This window comes from Spirillospora sp. NPDC127506 (genome assembly GCF_040302145.1).
Lineage (GTDB): Bacteria > Actinomycetota > Actinomycetes > Streptosporangiales > Streptosporangiaceae > Spirillospora.
In genome coordinates this window covers 66,235-80,069 of record NZ_JBEORG010000007.1, presented here as the reverse complement: position 1 = coordinate 80,069, position 13,835 = coordinate 66,235, and the positions used below count along the sequence as shown (strand labels likewise).

The following is a 13,835-nucleotide window of genomic DNA, read 5'->3' as shown; positions in this document are numbered from 1 at the left end:
GATCAAACCGAATCAGATTCGGTTAACGTGGCGGCATGGCCGATGTCTTCGACGACCTGACCGCCGAGTACCAGCAGCTGGACGCGATGCTGACGTCCCTGACCCCGGAGCAGTGGGCGCACCCGTCGGGCGCCGAGGGCTGGACGGTCTCCGACGTCGTCCTGCACCTGGCGCAGACCAACGAAGTGATCAGCGAGCCGGCCGCCGGGGAGGCGACGCCGTTCCTGTCGTCCGCCGGCAGCAGCGTGGACGACGTGGTGGACGGCATGGTCGCCGCCGAACGCGGGTCGCCTCCCGCCGACCTGCTCGCGCGCTGGCGCAGGTCCGCCTTCGCCACCGCCGACCTCCTGCGCGCGCAGCCGCCGGGCACGCGCATGCCCTGGGTGCGGACCTCCCTCTCGCCCCGCACGCTCGCCACCACGCGGATCGCCGAGCACTGGGCCCACGCCCAGGACATCGCCGTCCCGCTCGGCATCGCCTACCCCGACACCGACCGGCTCCGGCACATCGCCTGGCTGGCCCACCGCACCCTGCCCTACGCGTTCTCCGTCGAGGGCCTCCCGGACGCGCCCGTCCACTGCGACCTCACCGCCCCCGGCGGGGCGCGCTGGACGTTCGGCGACCCCGCGGCCCCGTCGCGCATCACCGGCCCGGCCGCGGAGTTCTGCCGCGTCGGCGCCCGCCGGCTGACCCCCGCGCAGACCGCGCTGACCGCCGAGGGGCCGCACGCCGCCGAGGCCCTCCGCGTCCTGCGCAACTACGCCGCCTGACACCCCGCAAGCCCCCGCGACCGGGTCATCGCGCCGCGCTCGCCCTTGTTTTTTTCACATATAAGCCTGTAAAAATAGGTGAAGCGTGGAAAAAAGTAATCCGGTCACAGTAGGAGGAGACGGACATGGCGATCGCTGAGCGGACGGCGGAGACCACCTGGGAAGGCAGCCTCGCCAAGGGGAGCGGCACCCTCAACGGGACGACCGGCGCCTTCAGCGGGCTGCCGGTGAGCTGGGACGCCCGCACCGTCCGGCCGGACGGGAAGACGAGCCCGGAGGAGCTCGCCGCGGCCGCCCACTCGTCCTGCTTCGTCATGGCGCTCGCGCTGCGGCTCGGCGAGCACAAGGCTCGGCCGGAGCGCCTCACCGTCGCCGCGACCGTGACGCTCGACGAGGTGGACGGCGTGCCGACCATCGTGTCGTCGGCGCTGCGCGTCGAGGGCAAGGTGCCCGACCTCGACGCCGCCGGCTTCCAGACCGCGGTCGACGAGGCGGCCGAGCTGTGCCCGGTGTCCCGGCTCTTCGCCGGCGCCGAGATCAGCGTCGAGGCGGAGCTCGTCAAGGACTGAGCCGCAGGCGGCGGGCGCCCCGCAGGGTGGCGTCGCATCCACCAGGCGTCGCGGCGGAGGACGTCGACAAGGTTCGGTGCCACCTGCTCCAGAAGCCCCATGGTCACCAGGGTGCATCAGAAGACGGCTATTCGGTGGGAATGAAGCCCTCGATCAGGCCGCCCGCGTCTCCGAACCCGGCGGTGGCCTCGCGGAGGCGGTCGGGCCAGTCGGCGTCGCTCCGGACGGCGCCCACCGCGGTCTCGATCGCCGAAGTCGTGCCCCACAGCGCGAGGGACCGGGCGTCGAGGTCGCGCTGGTCACGGTTCCACCAGGCGGTGACAACGGCGAGTTGATCGGCCAGAGTGGCGCCGGGAATGGCCCTGTTGTAGAGGGCCTCCCATTTGCCGCTGAGCGGGTGACGGCCGCCGTCGGGGTTCTCCTTGTGCGCTCGCTGCAGTTCCTCCAGGACGAGGCACCAGCGGTAGGGCGCGGCGAAATAGGCCGTCTCGTCGTCGGCGCACGGCTCGCCGTGCAGGACGGCCACCAGATGGCCGGCCAGGTCCGGCGGAGCGGCGCGGGACGCGACGGCCGCGTCGACGGCGTGCGAGACGGCGCAGTCGCGGAGCCGGCGCGGCAGCCCGTCCAGGACGGACGGGTCCGGGGCGGGGGCGCCCCAGCCGGTCAGGTGCGCGGCGGCGGCCAGCTCCGCCCACAGGACCAGCTCCGGGCGGTCGGCCACGGCGCGCTGGGCGGTGCGCATGTCGCGGAGCGTGCAGGGCGAGTCGCGGCAGTCCGCGCCGCACGTGCCGCTCCGCGGGGCCACCAGGACGCCGGGGGAGGCGAGCGGCGCCGCGCGCTCCACCCCGGAGCCGTCCGGCATGCGCACCAGGTGCGGGAAGTCCATGCCGTCGGCGAACACCGCGCCCTCGCCCGGCGTCAGCGTGACGAGGAACTGCGACTGGGCGCCGGTGATGTTCATGGTCGCGCCGACCGCGTCCCGGTCGTCCTGCGCGGGCAGCCGGTGGACGATCTTGACGGCGGTGTTCTTGATGACGTCCGGGACCAGCTTCGACGGGATCTGCTCCGCCACGACCAACCCCTCCCCGTACGCGCGGATCTCCGCGAGCAGGCTCGCGAACGTATCCACCGCGTGCGACGCGGGACCCGCCTGCTCGCTGCGCCGCAGCAGCCGGTGCGCCTCCTCGAACACGCTGAGATGCCGCAGTCCCGGCGCGCCCTGCCGCATCCGCAGGTGCTCCACCAGCCGGACGAGGACGGTCCCCATCAGGAACGCCTTGTCGCGGTCGTCGCCCACGTCCTCGATCTCCAGGACGACGTTGCGGGCGAGCAGCGCGTCGAAGTCGATCGGGTGGCCGCCCTCGAAGAACCGCCCGGTCGTGCCGAGCCGCAGGCTGGACAGCCGCACCCGGATGAACCCGCGCACGTTGTCGGTGATCTCCTGCCCGTACCCGATGTCGTCGACGACCTCCTCGGCGACGGCCTGCAGGTCGGCGAGGGTCGGGTAGCGCGGCGGCGGCCCCGCGCGCCCCCCGGGGGCCGCGTGCACGGGCTCGCCGAGCGCCAGGTCCCAGCCGAGCCGCTCGTAGCAGCGGGTCAGCGCCGCCGAGAGCACCTGCGGGAACGGCTCGTCCGCCTCGAACGCGGCGAGGAACAGCGCCCGGACGAGGTCGGCGTGCGTCTGCAGCGGGAACGGCCGCCCGTCCGGGCCGTGCGCGGGCTCCAGCGGGTTGATCCCGGCGGCGATCGCCTCCGCGTCCCCCGGGCGGATCGCGACGACCTCCGCGTCCGGCAGCCCCGCCGCCGCCAGCCGCGACGCCATCAGCCGGTACTCCGCCTTCGCGGGCTCCACGACCAGCCACGGCAGCCCGGCGGCGGACGCGGCGGTGAGCAGCGACCGGATCGTCTGCGACTTGCCGGCGCCGGTCGCGCCGCAGACGAACGTGTGCCGGTTCAGGCTGGGCAGCGGCAGCGACAGCGGCCCGACCTCGCGGCGGTTGCGGTCCAGGACCCGGCCGAGCGGCACCCCGGCGCCCGCCGGCTCCGGCGTGACGTCGAACTCCGGCCGCATCACGAACCGGACCCCGGCGACCTCCCGGACGGGCGGCCGCGCCAGCGCCGCGACCAGGCGGGTGCTCGCCTCGAACGGCCCCTTCGCGCCCGGGACCAGCGCGTACGGCAGCCCCGAGAGGTCGGCCGACGCGCACACCAGCGCCGCCACCCGCGCGGCGGCCTCCGGCGTCGCGCCGCCCGCCGCCAGGTGCACCCGCCACAGCCCGGACGACGCGGACCGGCGCAGCTCCCGGTGCCGGCGCTCCATCCGGACGGCCGCCACCGACTCCTCCGGCGACATCTCCGCCATCGACTGGGCGCGCTGCTGCCGGTCGGCGAGGTCGTCGGCGAGGCGCCCGGCCTCGGACGGGTCCACGGGCTCGGCGACCAGCAGCCACGCGAACGGCTGCATCCACACCGAGAGCAGGCCGTCCTCCAGCGACGGCCGGGCGGGCTCCTCCTCCCCGAGGCGGTCGTCGACGAGCAGGCCGTCCGCGATGCCGCCGATGCCGACCCAGTGCGCCATCGACTCCTCGGCGACGCCGCCCGGGAGCACCACCCCGCGCCCGCCCGCCGGCAGGCTCAGCGTCGCCGCGCGCCCGTCACGGTCGGCGATGAGCCCGGACCCGCCGACGAACACCTCCGCCGGCCCGAACGCCGCCGCGCGCCGCCAGCCGACGAGGACCGGCTCCCCGCCCGCGTGGTACGCCGACACCAGCGCCGCGAGCCGCTGGTCGCGCCACGCGTCCCGGCCGTCCTCCCGGTCCGGGCGGGGCACCTCCAGCAGCCGGCACACCGGCAGCCCGCGCACCAGCTCCCACATCTCCGTCCCCGCCATGGGGAGTCAGGCTATTGAGCAAGAGACGCGGTGTGAAGGCCGATTTGAGACGTAGGGCCTGACAAGTTCCCAGTCAATCTGCTTGGGTGGTCTGCGGCATCGCCGCGCGGCCCGAAGGCGTGACGGTCCAGTCGGCACCCGAGCAGAGCGGGGGTTCAGCGTCGTGACGGGCGAACCGGTCGACCACGGGGGGCTGCTGTCGCGCCGTGAACGGCTCTTCAGCCCCGACCCCCGCATCGGATGGGTGTTCCGCGACCGGTGGTGGTTCCGCACGCCGTTCCCGGAGCCGCCGCCGCGGCGGCAGGCGCTCCCCGAGTACCTGGCGCGCCGGGTCGCCGAGACCGAGCGGGCCGCGCAGCGCAGGCTGAGCCGGACGCTCCCGGTCAGCGGGGCCGCAGCCCTCGTCCTGGTCATGTTCGCCGCCTGCTCCGCCGGCGCCTCCACCGGCCTCTCGATCGGGTCGCTGCTCCTCGCCGTCATCGCGATGGCGCCGGGCGGGGCGCTGACATGGTGGGCCGTCCGGCAGCGGCAGGCCGCCCGGCAGGCCCACGCGCTGGCCGAAAAGCAGGTCGTCGGCGGCTACCAGGAACAGGCGCGGCAGTGGCACGCGCGCAAGCAGGCCCACGAGGCCGCCGAGCGGGCGCGGCTCGACGGGCTCCCCGAATGGGGCGCAGCGCCGCGCCCCGGCCGCCGCCTGGACGTGTTCGGCGGGACGCTGTTCGCCTGGGAGGCGCTGCTCACCACCTACGGGACGTCCACCCTCGCCGTCCAGCCGCTGCTCGTCCTCGACCTGTCCCGGGAGGTCGTCAGCCGCGAACTGGTCGAGCTGGCCAGGGCCGCCTGGATCGGGGTGGACGCGCAGCTCCTGCCCAGCCGGCAGGCGTCCTCCGGTCTCCTGGCCGACATGCCGCCGCAGGACCTCGTGGACGCGATCGTCGAGTCCATGCACGGCGGAACCCCCGACGCCGCCCGCGCCGAGCGCAGCATGGACGACCGGATCCTGACCAAGGTGTGCGGCGCCCTCGGCGACGACGTCACCCTCGCCCGGATCGCCGCCGCCCTGCGCGTCCTGATGGGGGAACCGGACGACGGGGACGCCCTCACCCGCGACGAACGGCGGCGCATCGCCAACGAGCTGTTCACCGTCGAGTACCGCCGCCAGGCCCACGCGAACCTGTCGCGGATCGAGTCCTACGTCCACCCCCTGGAGAACCTCGGCACCGAGCCGTCCAAGGCCGGCGCCGGCTACCTGACCTGCATCGCGCTGGACAGCCAGGCCCGCAACGTGCGGTCCGAACTGCTCACCGACCTGATCGTCCAGTGGGTCACGCACCGGATCACCGCGTCCTGGGAGTCGACGCCCGCCCTCGTGGTCGCCGGCGCGGACGAGCTGGCCCGCCGCCACCTGGAGCGGCTGTCGGACGCCTGCGAGCGGCGCGGCGTCCCGCTGACCCTGCTGTTCCGGCGGCTGCGCGAGACGTCCGCCGAGCTGATCGGCGGCGGCGCGGTCGCGTTCATGCGGCTCGGCAACCACGAGGACGCCGCGCGGGCCGCCGACTTCATCGGGCGCGACCACCGGTTCGTCCTGTCGCAGATCACGAAGAACGTCGGCGGGAACGAGTCGCACACGTCCACCGGCACGCGCGGCGAGGGCGATTCGGAGACGCGGAGCACGAGCCACACGACCGGAACGTCCCGCAACTGGGGGACGAGCAGCTCCTCCGGCGTCGGCTATTCGGGCGGGGAGATGTTCGGGCTGTTCCCCGACCGCTCGACGTCCAGCCAGCGCGGCCGGAACCGGGGCGGTTCGACGAGCCGCACCGACACCGAGGGGACCGCGACCTCCACCACCCGCAACTGGTCGGCCGCCTACTCCTACGCGGAGAGCACCAACTGGAGCGACGCCGACACGACGCAGCGCGTGTACGAGTACGTCGTCGAACCCGTCACCCTGCAGCACCTTCCCGACCATGCGCTGCTGCTCGTCCAGTCGGCGCCCGGCGGGGGCCGCACCGTCACGCCCGTCGAGTGCGACCCGGCGATCATCACGCTGGACCGCGTCACGACCGGCCCCCTCCCGGACCCGCCCGCCCCGCGCCAGGCGCTTCCCGGCCCCGCCGCGCTCTCCCGCCTGCCGCCGCATTGGGCCGCCCCGCCGCCGCAGTGGGCGACGCCGCCCGCGCCGCCGCCCCCGCGGGCGCCCCTGGCGTCCGACCCGGGGCCGCCGCCCGGCCACCGGCCCGGCCCGCGCCAGGGACCGCCGCCGCTGTTCGGCGGCGGGGGCTGATCACCCGAGCCGCCGCCGCAGCCCCTGAGCCCGCCGGACGAGGTGGAGCGGCAGCCCCTCCCCGGCGTGCTCGATGCGGTCCTCCACAACGGCGACCAGCTCGGCGCCGAACCCGAGCCGCACGGCCACGGCGTCCGCCCTGCCCTCGCCGCGCCGGCTCAGCAGCCGCGCACCCCACGCGGCGGCGTACGCCGCACCCGTGGGCACCGCCGCGACCACCGTGACCGCAGCGGCGGCCAGCGCGAGGAGGAACACGAGCACGAACCCGATCGGCCGATGCCACGCGACGGCCCGCCGCCACATGGGGCCGACCGGCGACCACGACCTGCGCAACGCCCGCAGCAGCGCCCTGGCGGGCAGCGTGACCTGCGCGTGCACGAACGCCGGGACCGCCCGCCACCCCAGCAGATGCCCCAGCTCGTGGGCGAGCACGGCCTCCAGCCGCCCGGGCGGCAGCGACCGCGCCGACGCCGACGTGACCGCGACCGTCCGCCCGAACGGCATGCAGGCGTTCAGCTCCTCCGAATCGACGACCACCAGCCGGTACGCCCCGGCCCCCGCCCGCCGCTGGACGTCCCGCCACGCCTGCGCCAACCGCACGCGCTCCGCGGAGTCCGGCTCCCGGTACCCGTACACCCGCCCCGCCCCGAGCGGCGCCGCGAGCACGACGACCCACACGGCGACGACGGCCACCGCACCCCAGACCGGCCACACGAGATGCAGCCCGAACCCGGCAGCCGCCACCAGGACGGACTCGGCCCCCACGACGGCCGCGACCGGCCCCAGCCCGACCCCGCCCCGTCCCGGCGGCAGGTCGCGAGCCCCCGGCGGCAACCCGCGTCCCGCCACGGCCGGCACCTGAGCCACCCCACCCGGCCCCTGGACCGTTCCCCCGCCCACCGAACCCTGCACCGCCCAGTCACCTGCCCGCTCCGACGCAGAAGCGGCGGGGGGAGCCGACACGTCCCCGGGCCGCGCCGGAAACACCGACGCACCCCCGCCACCCACAGGCGGCCGAGCATGCCCAGACCACGACGCGGGGACGTGCGAGGCCGGGAGCGCCGACCCGGTTGGGGGCTGATGTGCCTGGTCCGGCAGTGCCGAGGTGCCGGTACCGGTCGGTGGTGCGCCGCTGGTGTCTGTGGGCGGCTGAGCAGGCGCAGGCCACGGCGCGGGGGCGTGTGGGGGCGGGAGTGACGGATCAGCCGGAGGCCGAGCGTGTGCCGGGGACGCTGAAGTGCCGGTATCCGCTGGTGGCGCGCTTCGGACGCCCGCGGCAGGCGGCTGAGCAGGCGCAGGCTGCGATGCGGGGCCGTGCGGGGAAGAGGGCGGGAGCGGTGGTCCGCTTGGGGGCTGATGTGCCTGGTCGGGCTGCGTCGAGGTGCCGGTATCGGTCGGCGGCGGGCCGCCGGTGTCTGCGGGTGGCTGAGCAGGCGCAGGCCGCGATGCGGGGGCGTGTGGGAAAGCGTGCGGCGGGCCGGGCGGCGGCGCGGGGCGGGAACCCGGCGCGGGTTCGGCGGGTGCTGGGTGCGCTGCCGGCGGGGGTGCGGGGCGGCGGCGGGTGCGGGATTCGTAGCGGCGTGAGTGGGTGGTCCAGGTTTGTCCGTCCCAGTAGCGTTCGCGGCCCATCCACTCTGGATCCGGGTACCACCCGGGTGGTGTGCTCACCGGAACCCGCCTCCCGTCAGGATCGACTCAAAGGCTTGCGCACGTCGCGACAGCGAGTCAACGGGATCATCAAAGCTTGGGGGTGAAGGGGCGGCGGTGGGCGGGGTCGTCGGGGTCGGCGAGGCCGCGCAGGGCCGTCTCGACCAGCTCCACGGCGCGCAGGACGGCGACGAGGCGGGCGCCCTCGCGGCGGTAGGCGTCCAGGACGGAGTCGACGCCGTGCGGCGGGACGAGGTCGCCGAGGTCGACGCGGGCCGTGCGGAAGCCCTCGCGGGCCGCCTCGACGGACGCGGCGACGTGCTGGCGGGCCATCCGGGCGAGGGCGATGGGGTAGCGGCGCAGGACGCCGTAGCGGCGGTACTCGGGCGGGACGAGCTCGAGCAGCCAGCCGAGGGCGGTGTCCTCGAAACGGTCGGTGCCCGGTGGATGCACCTGCGAGGGCCAGCCGGGCGGAACGTAGGTGCTCACGAGGGCAGGATAACGCCGATTCGAACCTATGTTCGATATAAAACGGACACTATTCGGTGGGCGGGGTGCGCCGGATCCGGATCTTGCCGGAGTCCAGGTCGTCCCGCGCGGCGCCGTCCCCGGCCTGCTCGTGGTCGTCCTGGCGCAGCAGCCGCTGCCGCTCCTGCTCCTCGACCTTGACCTTCTTGGAGCCCTCGAACGCCGACGCCAGGTCCTCGAACATGCCGCCGCCGAAGCCGGCCCCGGTCTCGCCGTCGCCGCGGATGGCGCCCATCAGCGACGACCTGCCGGTCCCCTCGCGGGGCCATTCGACGATCTCCGGTTCGGCCGCCTCCGGGCGGTTGCCCATCGGACGGCCCTTGACGCGCTTGCGGCGCCGAAAGGGTGATTTCACACAGACTCCAACGCGATGAGTCTCCAGATTGATCCCGGCGGACATTCAGGTTACGAACGACCACCGGGTGGGAGAACCGGTGAAATCTCCCTGGCGGAGCCCGAACACCGACTGTGGGCGCACCGCGACGGTGGCGTTCACCTCCGGGTCCAGGAAGTCGACACGATAGCGGGTGGCGTACTTGGAGTTGACCAGGTCGATGAACCGCTGGAGCTCCTTCTGGTCGGTGAGGATCTCCGCGCGCCCCTCGATGACCACCGGGTTCTCCGCCTCCTCGGTGGTCACCACGACCTGCGGGTTCGCCCGCAGGTTCACCATCTTGCGGGACGGGACGGAGCTGCTGAACAGCAGCGCCTCGCCCGACCACGCGCCCCACACGGGCATGGCGTGCGGGCGTCCGTCCGGCCGGACGGTGCACACCCAGAAGTTGCGCGCCGCCCGCAGCCGTTCCTCGGCCCAGGACCACGGCAGCAGGCCGCTGCCCTCGTCCGGCCCGACGATGCCGTAGCCGGGCATGTACGGGCGTTCGGCCTTGGGCTCGGCGGGCCCGGTGGGCTCAGGTTCCGCGGCGGCGTCAGCCGGCATGGCGTTCCCTTCTCGATCGTGCACTGTCCCCGTCCCATATCGTTACAGACCCAGGCGTCCCGTGGTGACGCTCGGCGGCTCGGTTGCGGCGGCTCGGCGCGGTAGCCTGCGGGACGTGCGCCTATCCCATGTCATCACGGTTCTGGAGGAGCTGTACCCGCCCGCGTGGGCGGAGCCCTGGGACGCGGTCGGGCTCGTCTGCGGCGACCCCGACCAGGAGGTCGGGCGGGTCCTGTTCGCCGTCGACCCGGTCGCCGCCGTGGTCGACGAGGCGCTGGAGTGGGGCGCCGACCTGGTGGTCACGCACCATCCGCTGCTGCTGCGCGGGGTGCACTCGGTCGCCGCCACCACCCCGAAGGGCCGGCTCGTCCACCGGATGATCACGAACGGGATCGCGCTGCACACCGCGCACACCAACGCAGACCGGGCCGATCCCGGCGTCTCGGACGCGCTGGCGCGGGCCGTCGGCCTCACCGGCGAGCTGCGCCCGATGGTCCCCGCCGACGACGATCCGCGCCGCGGGCTCGGCCGCATCGGGGAGCTGGACGAGCCCGTCACGCTGCGGGAGTTCACCGAGCGGGCCGCCGCCGGGCTGCCGCCCACCGCCTGGGGCGTCCGCGCCGCCGGCGACCCCGGCGCCGTCGTCCGCACCGTCGCCGTCTGCGGCGGCGCGGGCGACTCCCTCCTCGACACCGCGCGGTCCGCGGGTGTCGACGCCTACCTCACCGCCGATCTGCGGCACCACCCCGCGTCGGAGTTCGCCGAGCACGGCGGCCCGGCCCTGGTGGACGCCGCGCACTGGGCGACCGAGTGGCCCTGGCTGGCCGACGCCGAACGCCGGCTGGCCGCGTCCTCCCCGGAAGCGGGCAAGTTGGAGACACGGGTGTCCACGCTCGTCACCGACGCGTGGCGCCTCCACGCAGAAGGAGCATTGTGAAAGCCGCACCGCAAGCCCAGCTTCGCCTGATCGACCTGCAGGATCTCGACAGCTCGCTGGACCGGCTGGCGCACCGCCGCCGCACGCTGCCCGAGCTGGCGGAGATCGAGCGGCTGGAGGGGCGTCTCACCGAGCTGCGCGACGCGCTCGTCGCGGCCGAGACCGAGGTCGGCGACCTGCAGCGGGAGCAGAAGAAGGCCGAGCAGGACGTCGACCAGGTCCGCTCCCGCGCCGAACGCGACCAGAAGCGGCTCGACACCGGGCAGGTGACGTCCGCGAAGGACCTGTCCAGCCTGCAGGCGGAGATCGAGTCGCTGCACCGCCGCCAGTCCGACCTGGAGGAGGTCGTGCTGGAGATCATGGAGCGGACCGAGGAGGCCGAGGGCAGGGTCGCCGCGATCCGCGCCGACCAGGCGGCCGCGCAGGAGGAGCTGGCCGCGCTCACCGAGCGCCGCGACGCCGCCCGGCGGGAGATCGACGAGGAGGCCGGGACGACCAGCGCCGCGCGCACCGCCGTCGCCAAGGACATCCCGGACGACCTGCTCGCCCTCTACGAGAAGCTGCGCGGCCAGTTCGGCGGCGTGGGCGCGGCCAAGCTGTACCGGGGCGCGTGCCAGGGCTGCCACCTCGCGCTCAACACCGTCGACCTGAACAACATCCGGGCCGCCGCCGAGGACGAGGTCATCCGCTGCGAGGAATGCCGCCGCATCCTCGTCCGCACCCCCGAGTCGGGCCTGTGAGCGCAGCCGCCGCGGGCCGCGCCCGGAAGCTGATCGTCGAGGCGGACGGGGGCTCGCGCGGCAACCCCGGCCCGGCCGGGTACGGGGCCCTCGTCCGGGACGCGCTGACCGGCGAGGTCCTCGCCGAGATCGCCGAGTCGATCGGGCACGCCACCAACAACGTGGCCGAGTACCGGGGGCTGATCGCCGGGCTGCGGGCCGCCGCCGGGATCGACCCGTCCGCCCGCGTCGAGGTCCGGATGGACTCCAAGCTCGTCGTGGAGCAGATGTCCGGCCGCTGGAAGATCAAGCACCCGGACATGATCCCGCTGGCGCTGGAGGCGCGGGAGCTGGCGTCCGGGCTGGGCTCGGTGTCCTACGGCTGGGTCCCGCGCAACCGGAACGCGCACGCCGACCGGCTGGCGAACGAGGCGATGGACGCCGCCGCGCGCGGCGAGCACTGGACCCGCAAGGTCGAGGAGACGCCGGGGGAGCCCGAGCCGCCGCCGCGCCCCCCGTCGTCCACCCCGATGACCACGGTCCTGCTGCGGCACGGGGAGACGCCCCTCTCGATCGAGAAGCGCTTCGCCGGGATCAGCGACGTGCCGCTGACGGCGAACGGCGTCGCCCAGGCCCGCGCCGCCGCCCTCGCCCTCAAGGACCGCGGCCTCGACGCGATCGTCACCTCCCCCCTCTCCCGCTGCCGCGACACCGCGGCGGAGGTCGCCGCCGTCACCGGCCTGGACGTCCGCGTCGAGGACGGTCTCCGCGAGACCGACTTCGGCGAATGGGAGGGCCTCACGTTCGCCGAGGTCGGCAAGGGGTGGCTCGCCGAGATGAAGGCGTGGCTCGCCGACCCCGGCGCCTCGCCGCCCGGCGGGGAGAGCTTCACCCAGGTGTCCCGCCGCGTCCGCACGGCACTGGACAAGCTCAAGGTCCGCTACCGCGAGCAGACGGTGCTGGTGGTATCGCACGTCACGCCCATCAAGCTTCTGGTCAAGGACGCCTTGGGCGCGCCCATGTCGTCGCTCTACCGGATGCACCTGGACGTGGCGGCCCTGTCGTCCATCGACTGGTACGCCGACGGACCTGCGACCCTCCGCAGCTTCAACGACGTCCACCACCTTCCCTCGTGACCCACGGGCGCTTACGCTCCCCATAAGTGACCTGGGGAGGGACCGTGACCACGAAGATCCTGCTGGACGAGTCGAAGCTCCCGAGCCGCTGGTACAACGTCGTCCCGGACCTGCCCGCGCCGCCGCCCCCGCCCCTGCACCCCGGCACGCGTGAGCCGGTCGGGCCGGACGACCTGGCGCCGCTGTTCCCCATGGATCTGATCGCCCAGGAGGTCAGCGGCGACCGGTACATCGACATCCCCGAAGAGGTGCGCGAGGTCTACCGCCTCTGGCGTCCGACTCCGCTCATCCGGGCGCACCGCCTCGAACGCGCCCTCGGCACACCGGCCCGCATCTACGTCAAGTACGAGGGCGTCTCGCCGGTCGGCTCGCACAAGCCGAACACGGCCGTCCCGCAGGCCTACTACAACGCGCGCCAGGGAATCCGCCGCCTGACGACCGAAACGGGCGCGGGCCAATGGGGAAGCGCGCTGGCCTTCGCCTGCGCGCAGTTCTCACTCGACTGCGAGATCTGGATGGTGCGCGCCTCCTACGACCAGAAGCCGTACCGCCGCTCGATGATGGAACTGTACGGCGCGCAGGTGCACGCGAGCCCCTCACCCCTGACGTCGTCGGGCGCGAAAATCCTCGCGGATTCCCCCGACTCACCCGGCTCCCTGGGCATCGCGATTTCCGAGGCGGTCGAATCCGCCGCCCCCGATGACACCCGCTACGCGCTCGGCAGCGTCCTGAACCACGTCCTCCTGCACCAGACCGTCATCGGCGAGGAAGCCCTGGAACAGCTGGCCCTGGCCGGCGACACCCCGGACCTGATCGTGGGCTGCACCGGCGGCGGCTCCAACTTCGCCGGCCTTTTCTTCCCGTTCCTCCGCGAGAAACTGGCGGGCCGCATGAACCCGGACATCCGCGCCGTGGAACCCGCCGCCTGCCCGTCCTTCACCCGGGGCCACTACGCCTACGACTTCGGCGACACCGCCGGTTTCACCCCGCTCCTCAAAATGCACACGCTCGGGCACGACTTCGTCCCCGACCCGATCCATGCGGGCGGCCTCCGCTACCACGGAATGGCGCCCCTCCTTTCCCACATGTACGACCTGGGCCTGTTCGAGGCCGAGGCGAAACTGCAGCGCGAATGCTTCGAGGCCGGCGTCCTGTTCGCCCGCACGGAAGGCATCGTCCCGGCCCCGGAACCCACCCACGCCCTCGCCGCCGCCGTCGCCGAGGCCCGCCGCTGCGCCGAGACCGGCGAACCCAAGGTCATCCTCACCGCCCTCTGCGGCCACGGCCACCTCGACATGGCCGCCTACGACCGCTACCTCTCCGGTGAGATGGAAGACCACACCCTCCCCGAAGCGCGCCTGGAGCAGGCGTGGGCCGGCCTCCCCTGACCGGGGAACAAGCGCCCCGCCGGA

The 13,835-nt window shown here is 74.2% G+C and carries 12 protein-coding genes and 1 pseudogene; 7 read left to right on the top strand and 6 right to left on the bottom strand.

The features are described from left to right. Positions 1-35: 35 nt before the first annotated feature. Both ABTW95_RS09975 and ABTW95_RS09970 read left to right on the top strand, forming a co-directional pair. Complete coding sequence (locus ABTW95_RS09975; RefSeq protein ID WP_396448604.1) at positions 36-770, top strand: maleylpyruvate isomerase family mycothiol-dependent enzyme; 735 nt, start codon at positions 36-38, stop codon at positions 768-770. Between the two features lie 125 nt (positions 771-895). Then, a complete protein-coding gene (locus ABTW95_RS09970) occupies positions 896-1,339 on the top strand; it encodes an OsmC family peroxiredoxin (protein WP_396448605.1) in 444 nt (147 codons plus the stop codon). A 127-nt stretch (positions 1,340-1,466) separates the two neighbouring features. Here ABTW95_RS09970 and ABTW95_RS09965 read toward each other — a convergent pair whose 3' ends face one another. Further along, on the bottom strand, positions 1,467-4,229 hold the full coding sequence (locus tag ABTW95_RS09965; protein WP_500225991.1) for an ATP-binding protein: 2,763 nt from the start codon (positions 4,227-4,229) through the stop codon (positions 1,467-1,469). Positions 4,230-4,392: 163 nt separating this feature from the next. Here ABTW95_RS09965 and ABTW95_RS09960 point away from each other — a divergent pair, with 163 nt between their 5' ends. Beyond that, complete coding sequence (locus ABTW95_RS09960; protein ID WP_500225989.1) at positions 4,393-6,516, top strand: hypothetical protein; 2,124 nt, start codon at positions 4,393-4,395, stop codon at positions 6,514-6,516. Here the strand turns inward: ABTW95_RS09960 and ABTW95_RS09955 are convergent, their stop codons facing one another. From ABTW95_RS09955 to ABTW95_RS09935, 5 genes and pseudogenes are all read right to left on the bottom strand, one after another. Continuing rightward, a complete protein-coding gene (locus ABTW95_RS09955) occupies positions 6,517-7,365 on the bottom strand; it encodes a M48 family metalloprotease (protein WP_500226123.1) in 849 nt (282 codons plus the stop codon). 711 nt (positions 7,366-8,076) lie between these two features. After that, positions 8,077-8,184 (bottom strand): annotated as a pseudogene (locus ABTW95_RS09950) (DUF2510 domain-containing protein); the annotation flags it as partial. 69 nt (positions 8,185-8,253) lie between these two features. Next, complete coding sequence (locus ABTW95_RS09945; RefSeq protein WP_396448609.1) at positions 8,254-8,652, bottom strand: hypothetical protein; 399 nt, start codon at positions 8,650-8,652, stop codon at positions 8,254-8,256. A 49-nt stretch (positions 8,653-8,701) separates the two neighbouring features. Further along, on the bottom strand, positions 8,702-9,046 hold the full coding sequence (locus ABTW95_RS09940; RefSeq protein ID WP_396448610.1) for a DUF6191 domain-containing protein: 345 nt from the start codon (positions 9,044-9,046) through the stop codon (positions 8,702-8,704). A 45-nt stretch (positions 9,047-9,091) separates the two neighbouring features. Beyond that, positions 9,092-9,631, bottom strand: coding sequence for a pyridoxamine 5'-phosphate oxidase family protein (locus ABTW95_RS09935; protein WP_396448611.1), 540 nt, complete (start codon positions 9,629-9,631; stop codon positions 9,092-9,094). A 115-nt stretch (positions 9,632-9,746) separates the two neighbouring features. Between ABTW95_RS09935 and ABTW95_RS09930 the strand changes: the two genes are divergently transcribed. The 4 genes from ABTW95_RS09930 to ABTW95_RS09915 are packed head-to-tail and all read left to right on the top strand — an operon-like array spanning position 9,747 to position 13,811. Beyond that, positions 9,747-10,568, top strand: a complete 822-nt coding sequence (locus tag ABTW95_RS09930; RefSeq protein WP_396448612.1) for a Nif3-like dinuclear metal center hexameric protein — start codon at positions 9,747-9,749, stop codon at positions 10,566-10,568. Next, the gene (locus ABTW95_RS09925) at positions 10,565-11,308 is read left to right on the top strand and encodes a zinc ribbon domain-containing protein (RefSeq protein ID WP_500225986.1); all 744 of its coding nucleotides are present in this window, start codon (positions 10,565-10,567) and stop codon (positions 11,306-11,308) included. The genes ABTW95_RS09930 and ABTW95_RS09925 overlap by 4 nt, the downstream gene beginning before the upstream one ends. Beyond that, complete coding sequence (locus tag ABTW95_RS09920) at positions 11,305-12,423, top strand: bifunctional RNase H/acid phosphatase (RefSeq protein ID WP_500225985.1); 1,119 nt, start codon at positions 11,305-11,307, stop codon at positions 12,421-12,423. Before ABTW95_RS09925 ends, ABTW95_RS09920 begins: the two co-directional genes overlap by 4 nt. 44 nt (positions 12,424-12,467) lie before the next feature. Continuing rightward, positions 12,468-13,811 carry a TrpB-like pyridoxal phosphate-dependent enzyme gene (locus tag ABTW95_RS09915; RefSeq protein ID WP_500225983.1) on the top strand — a complete coding sequence of 448 codons (1,344 nt, stop codon included), beginning with the start codon at positions 12,468-12,470 and terminating at the stop codon, positions 13,809-13,811. Positions 13,812-13,835: the final 24 nt, after the last annotated feature.

Coding starts and splice junctions, on each gene's coding strand:
- ABTW95_RS09935 (WP_396448611.1), bottom strand. CDS start 9,631: ATGCCGGCTGACGCCGCCGCGGAACCTGAGCCCACCGGGCCCGCCGAG.
- ABTW95_RS09965 (WP_500225991.1), bottom strand. CDS start 4,229: ATGGCGGGGACGGAGATGTGGGAGCTGGTGCGCGGGCTGCCGGTGTGC.
- ABTW95_RS09970 (WP_396448605.1), top strand. CDS start 896: ATGGCGATCGCTGAGCGGACGGCGGAGACCACCTGGGAAGGCAGCCTC.
- ABTW95_RS09975 (WP_396448604.1), top strand. CDS start 36: ATGGCCGATGTCTTCGACGACCTGACCGCCGAGTACCAGCAGCTGGAC.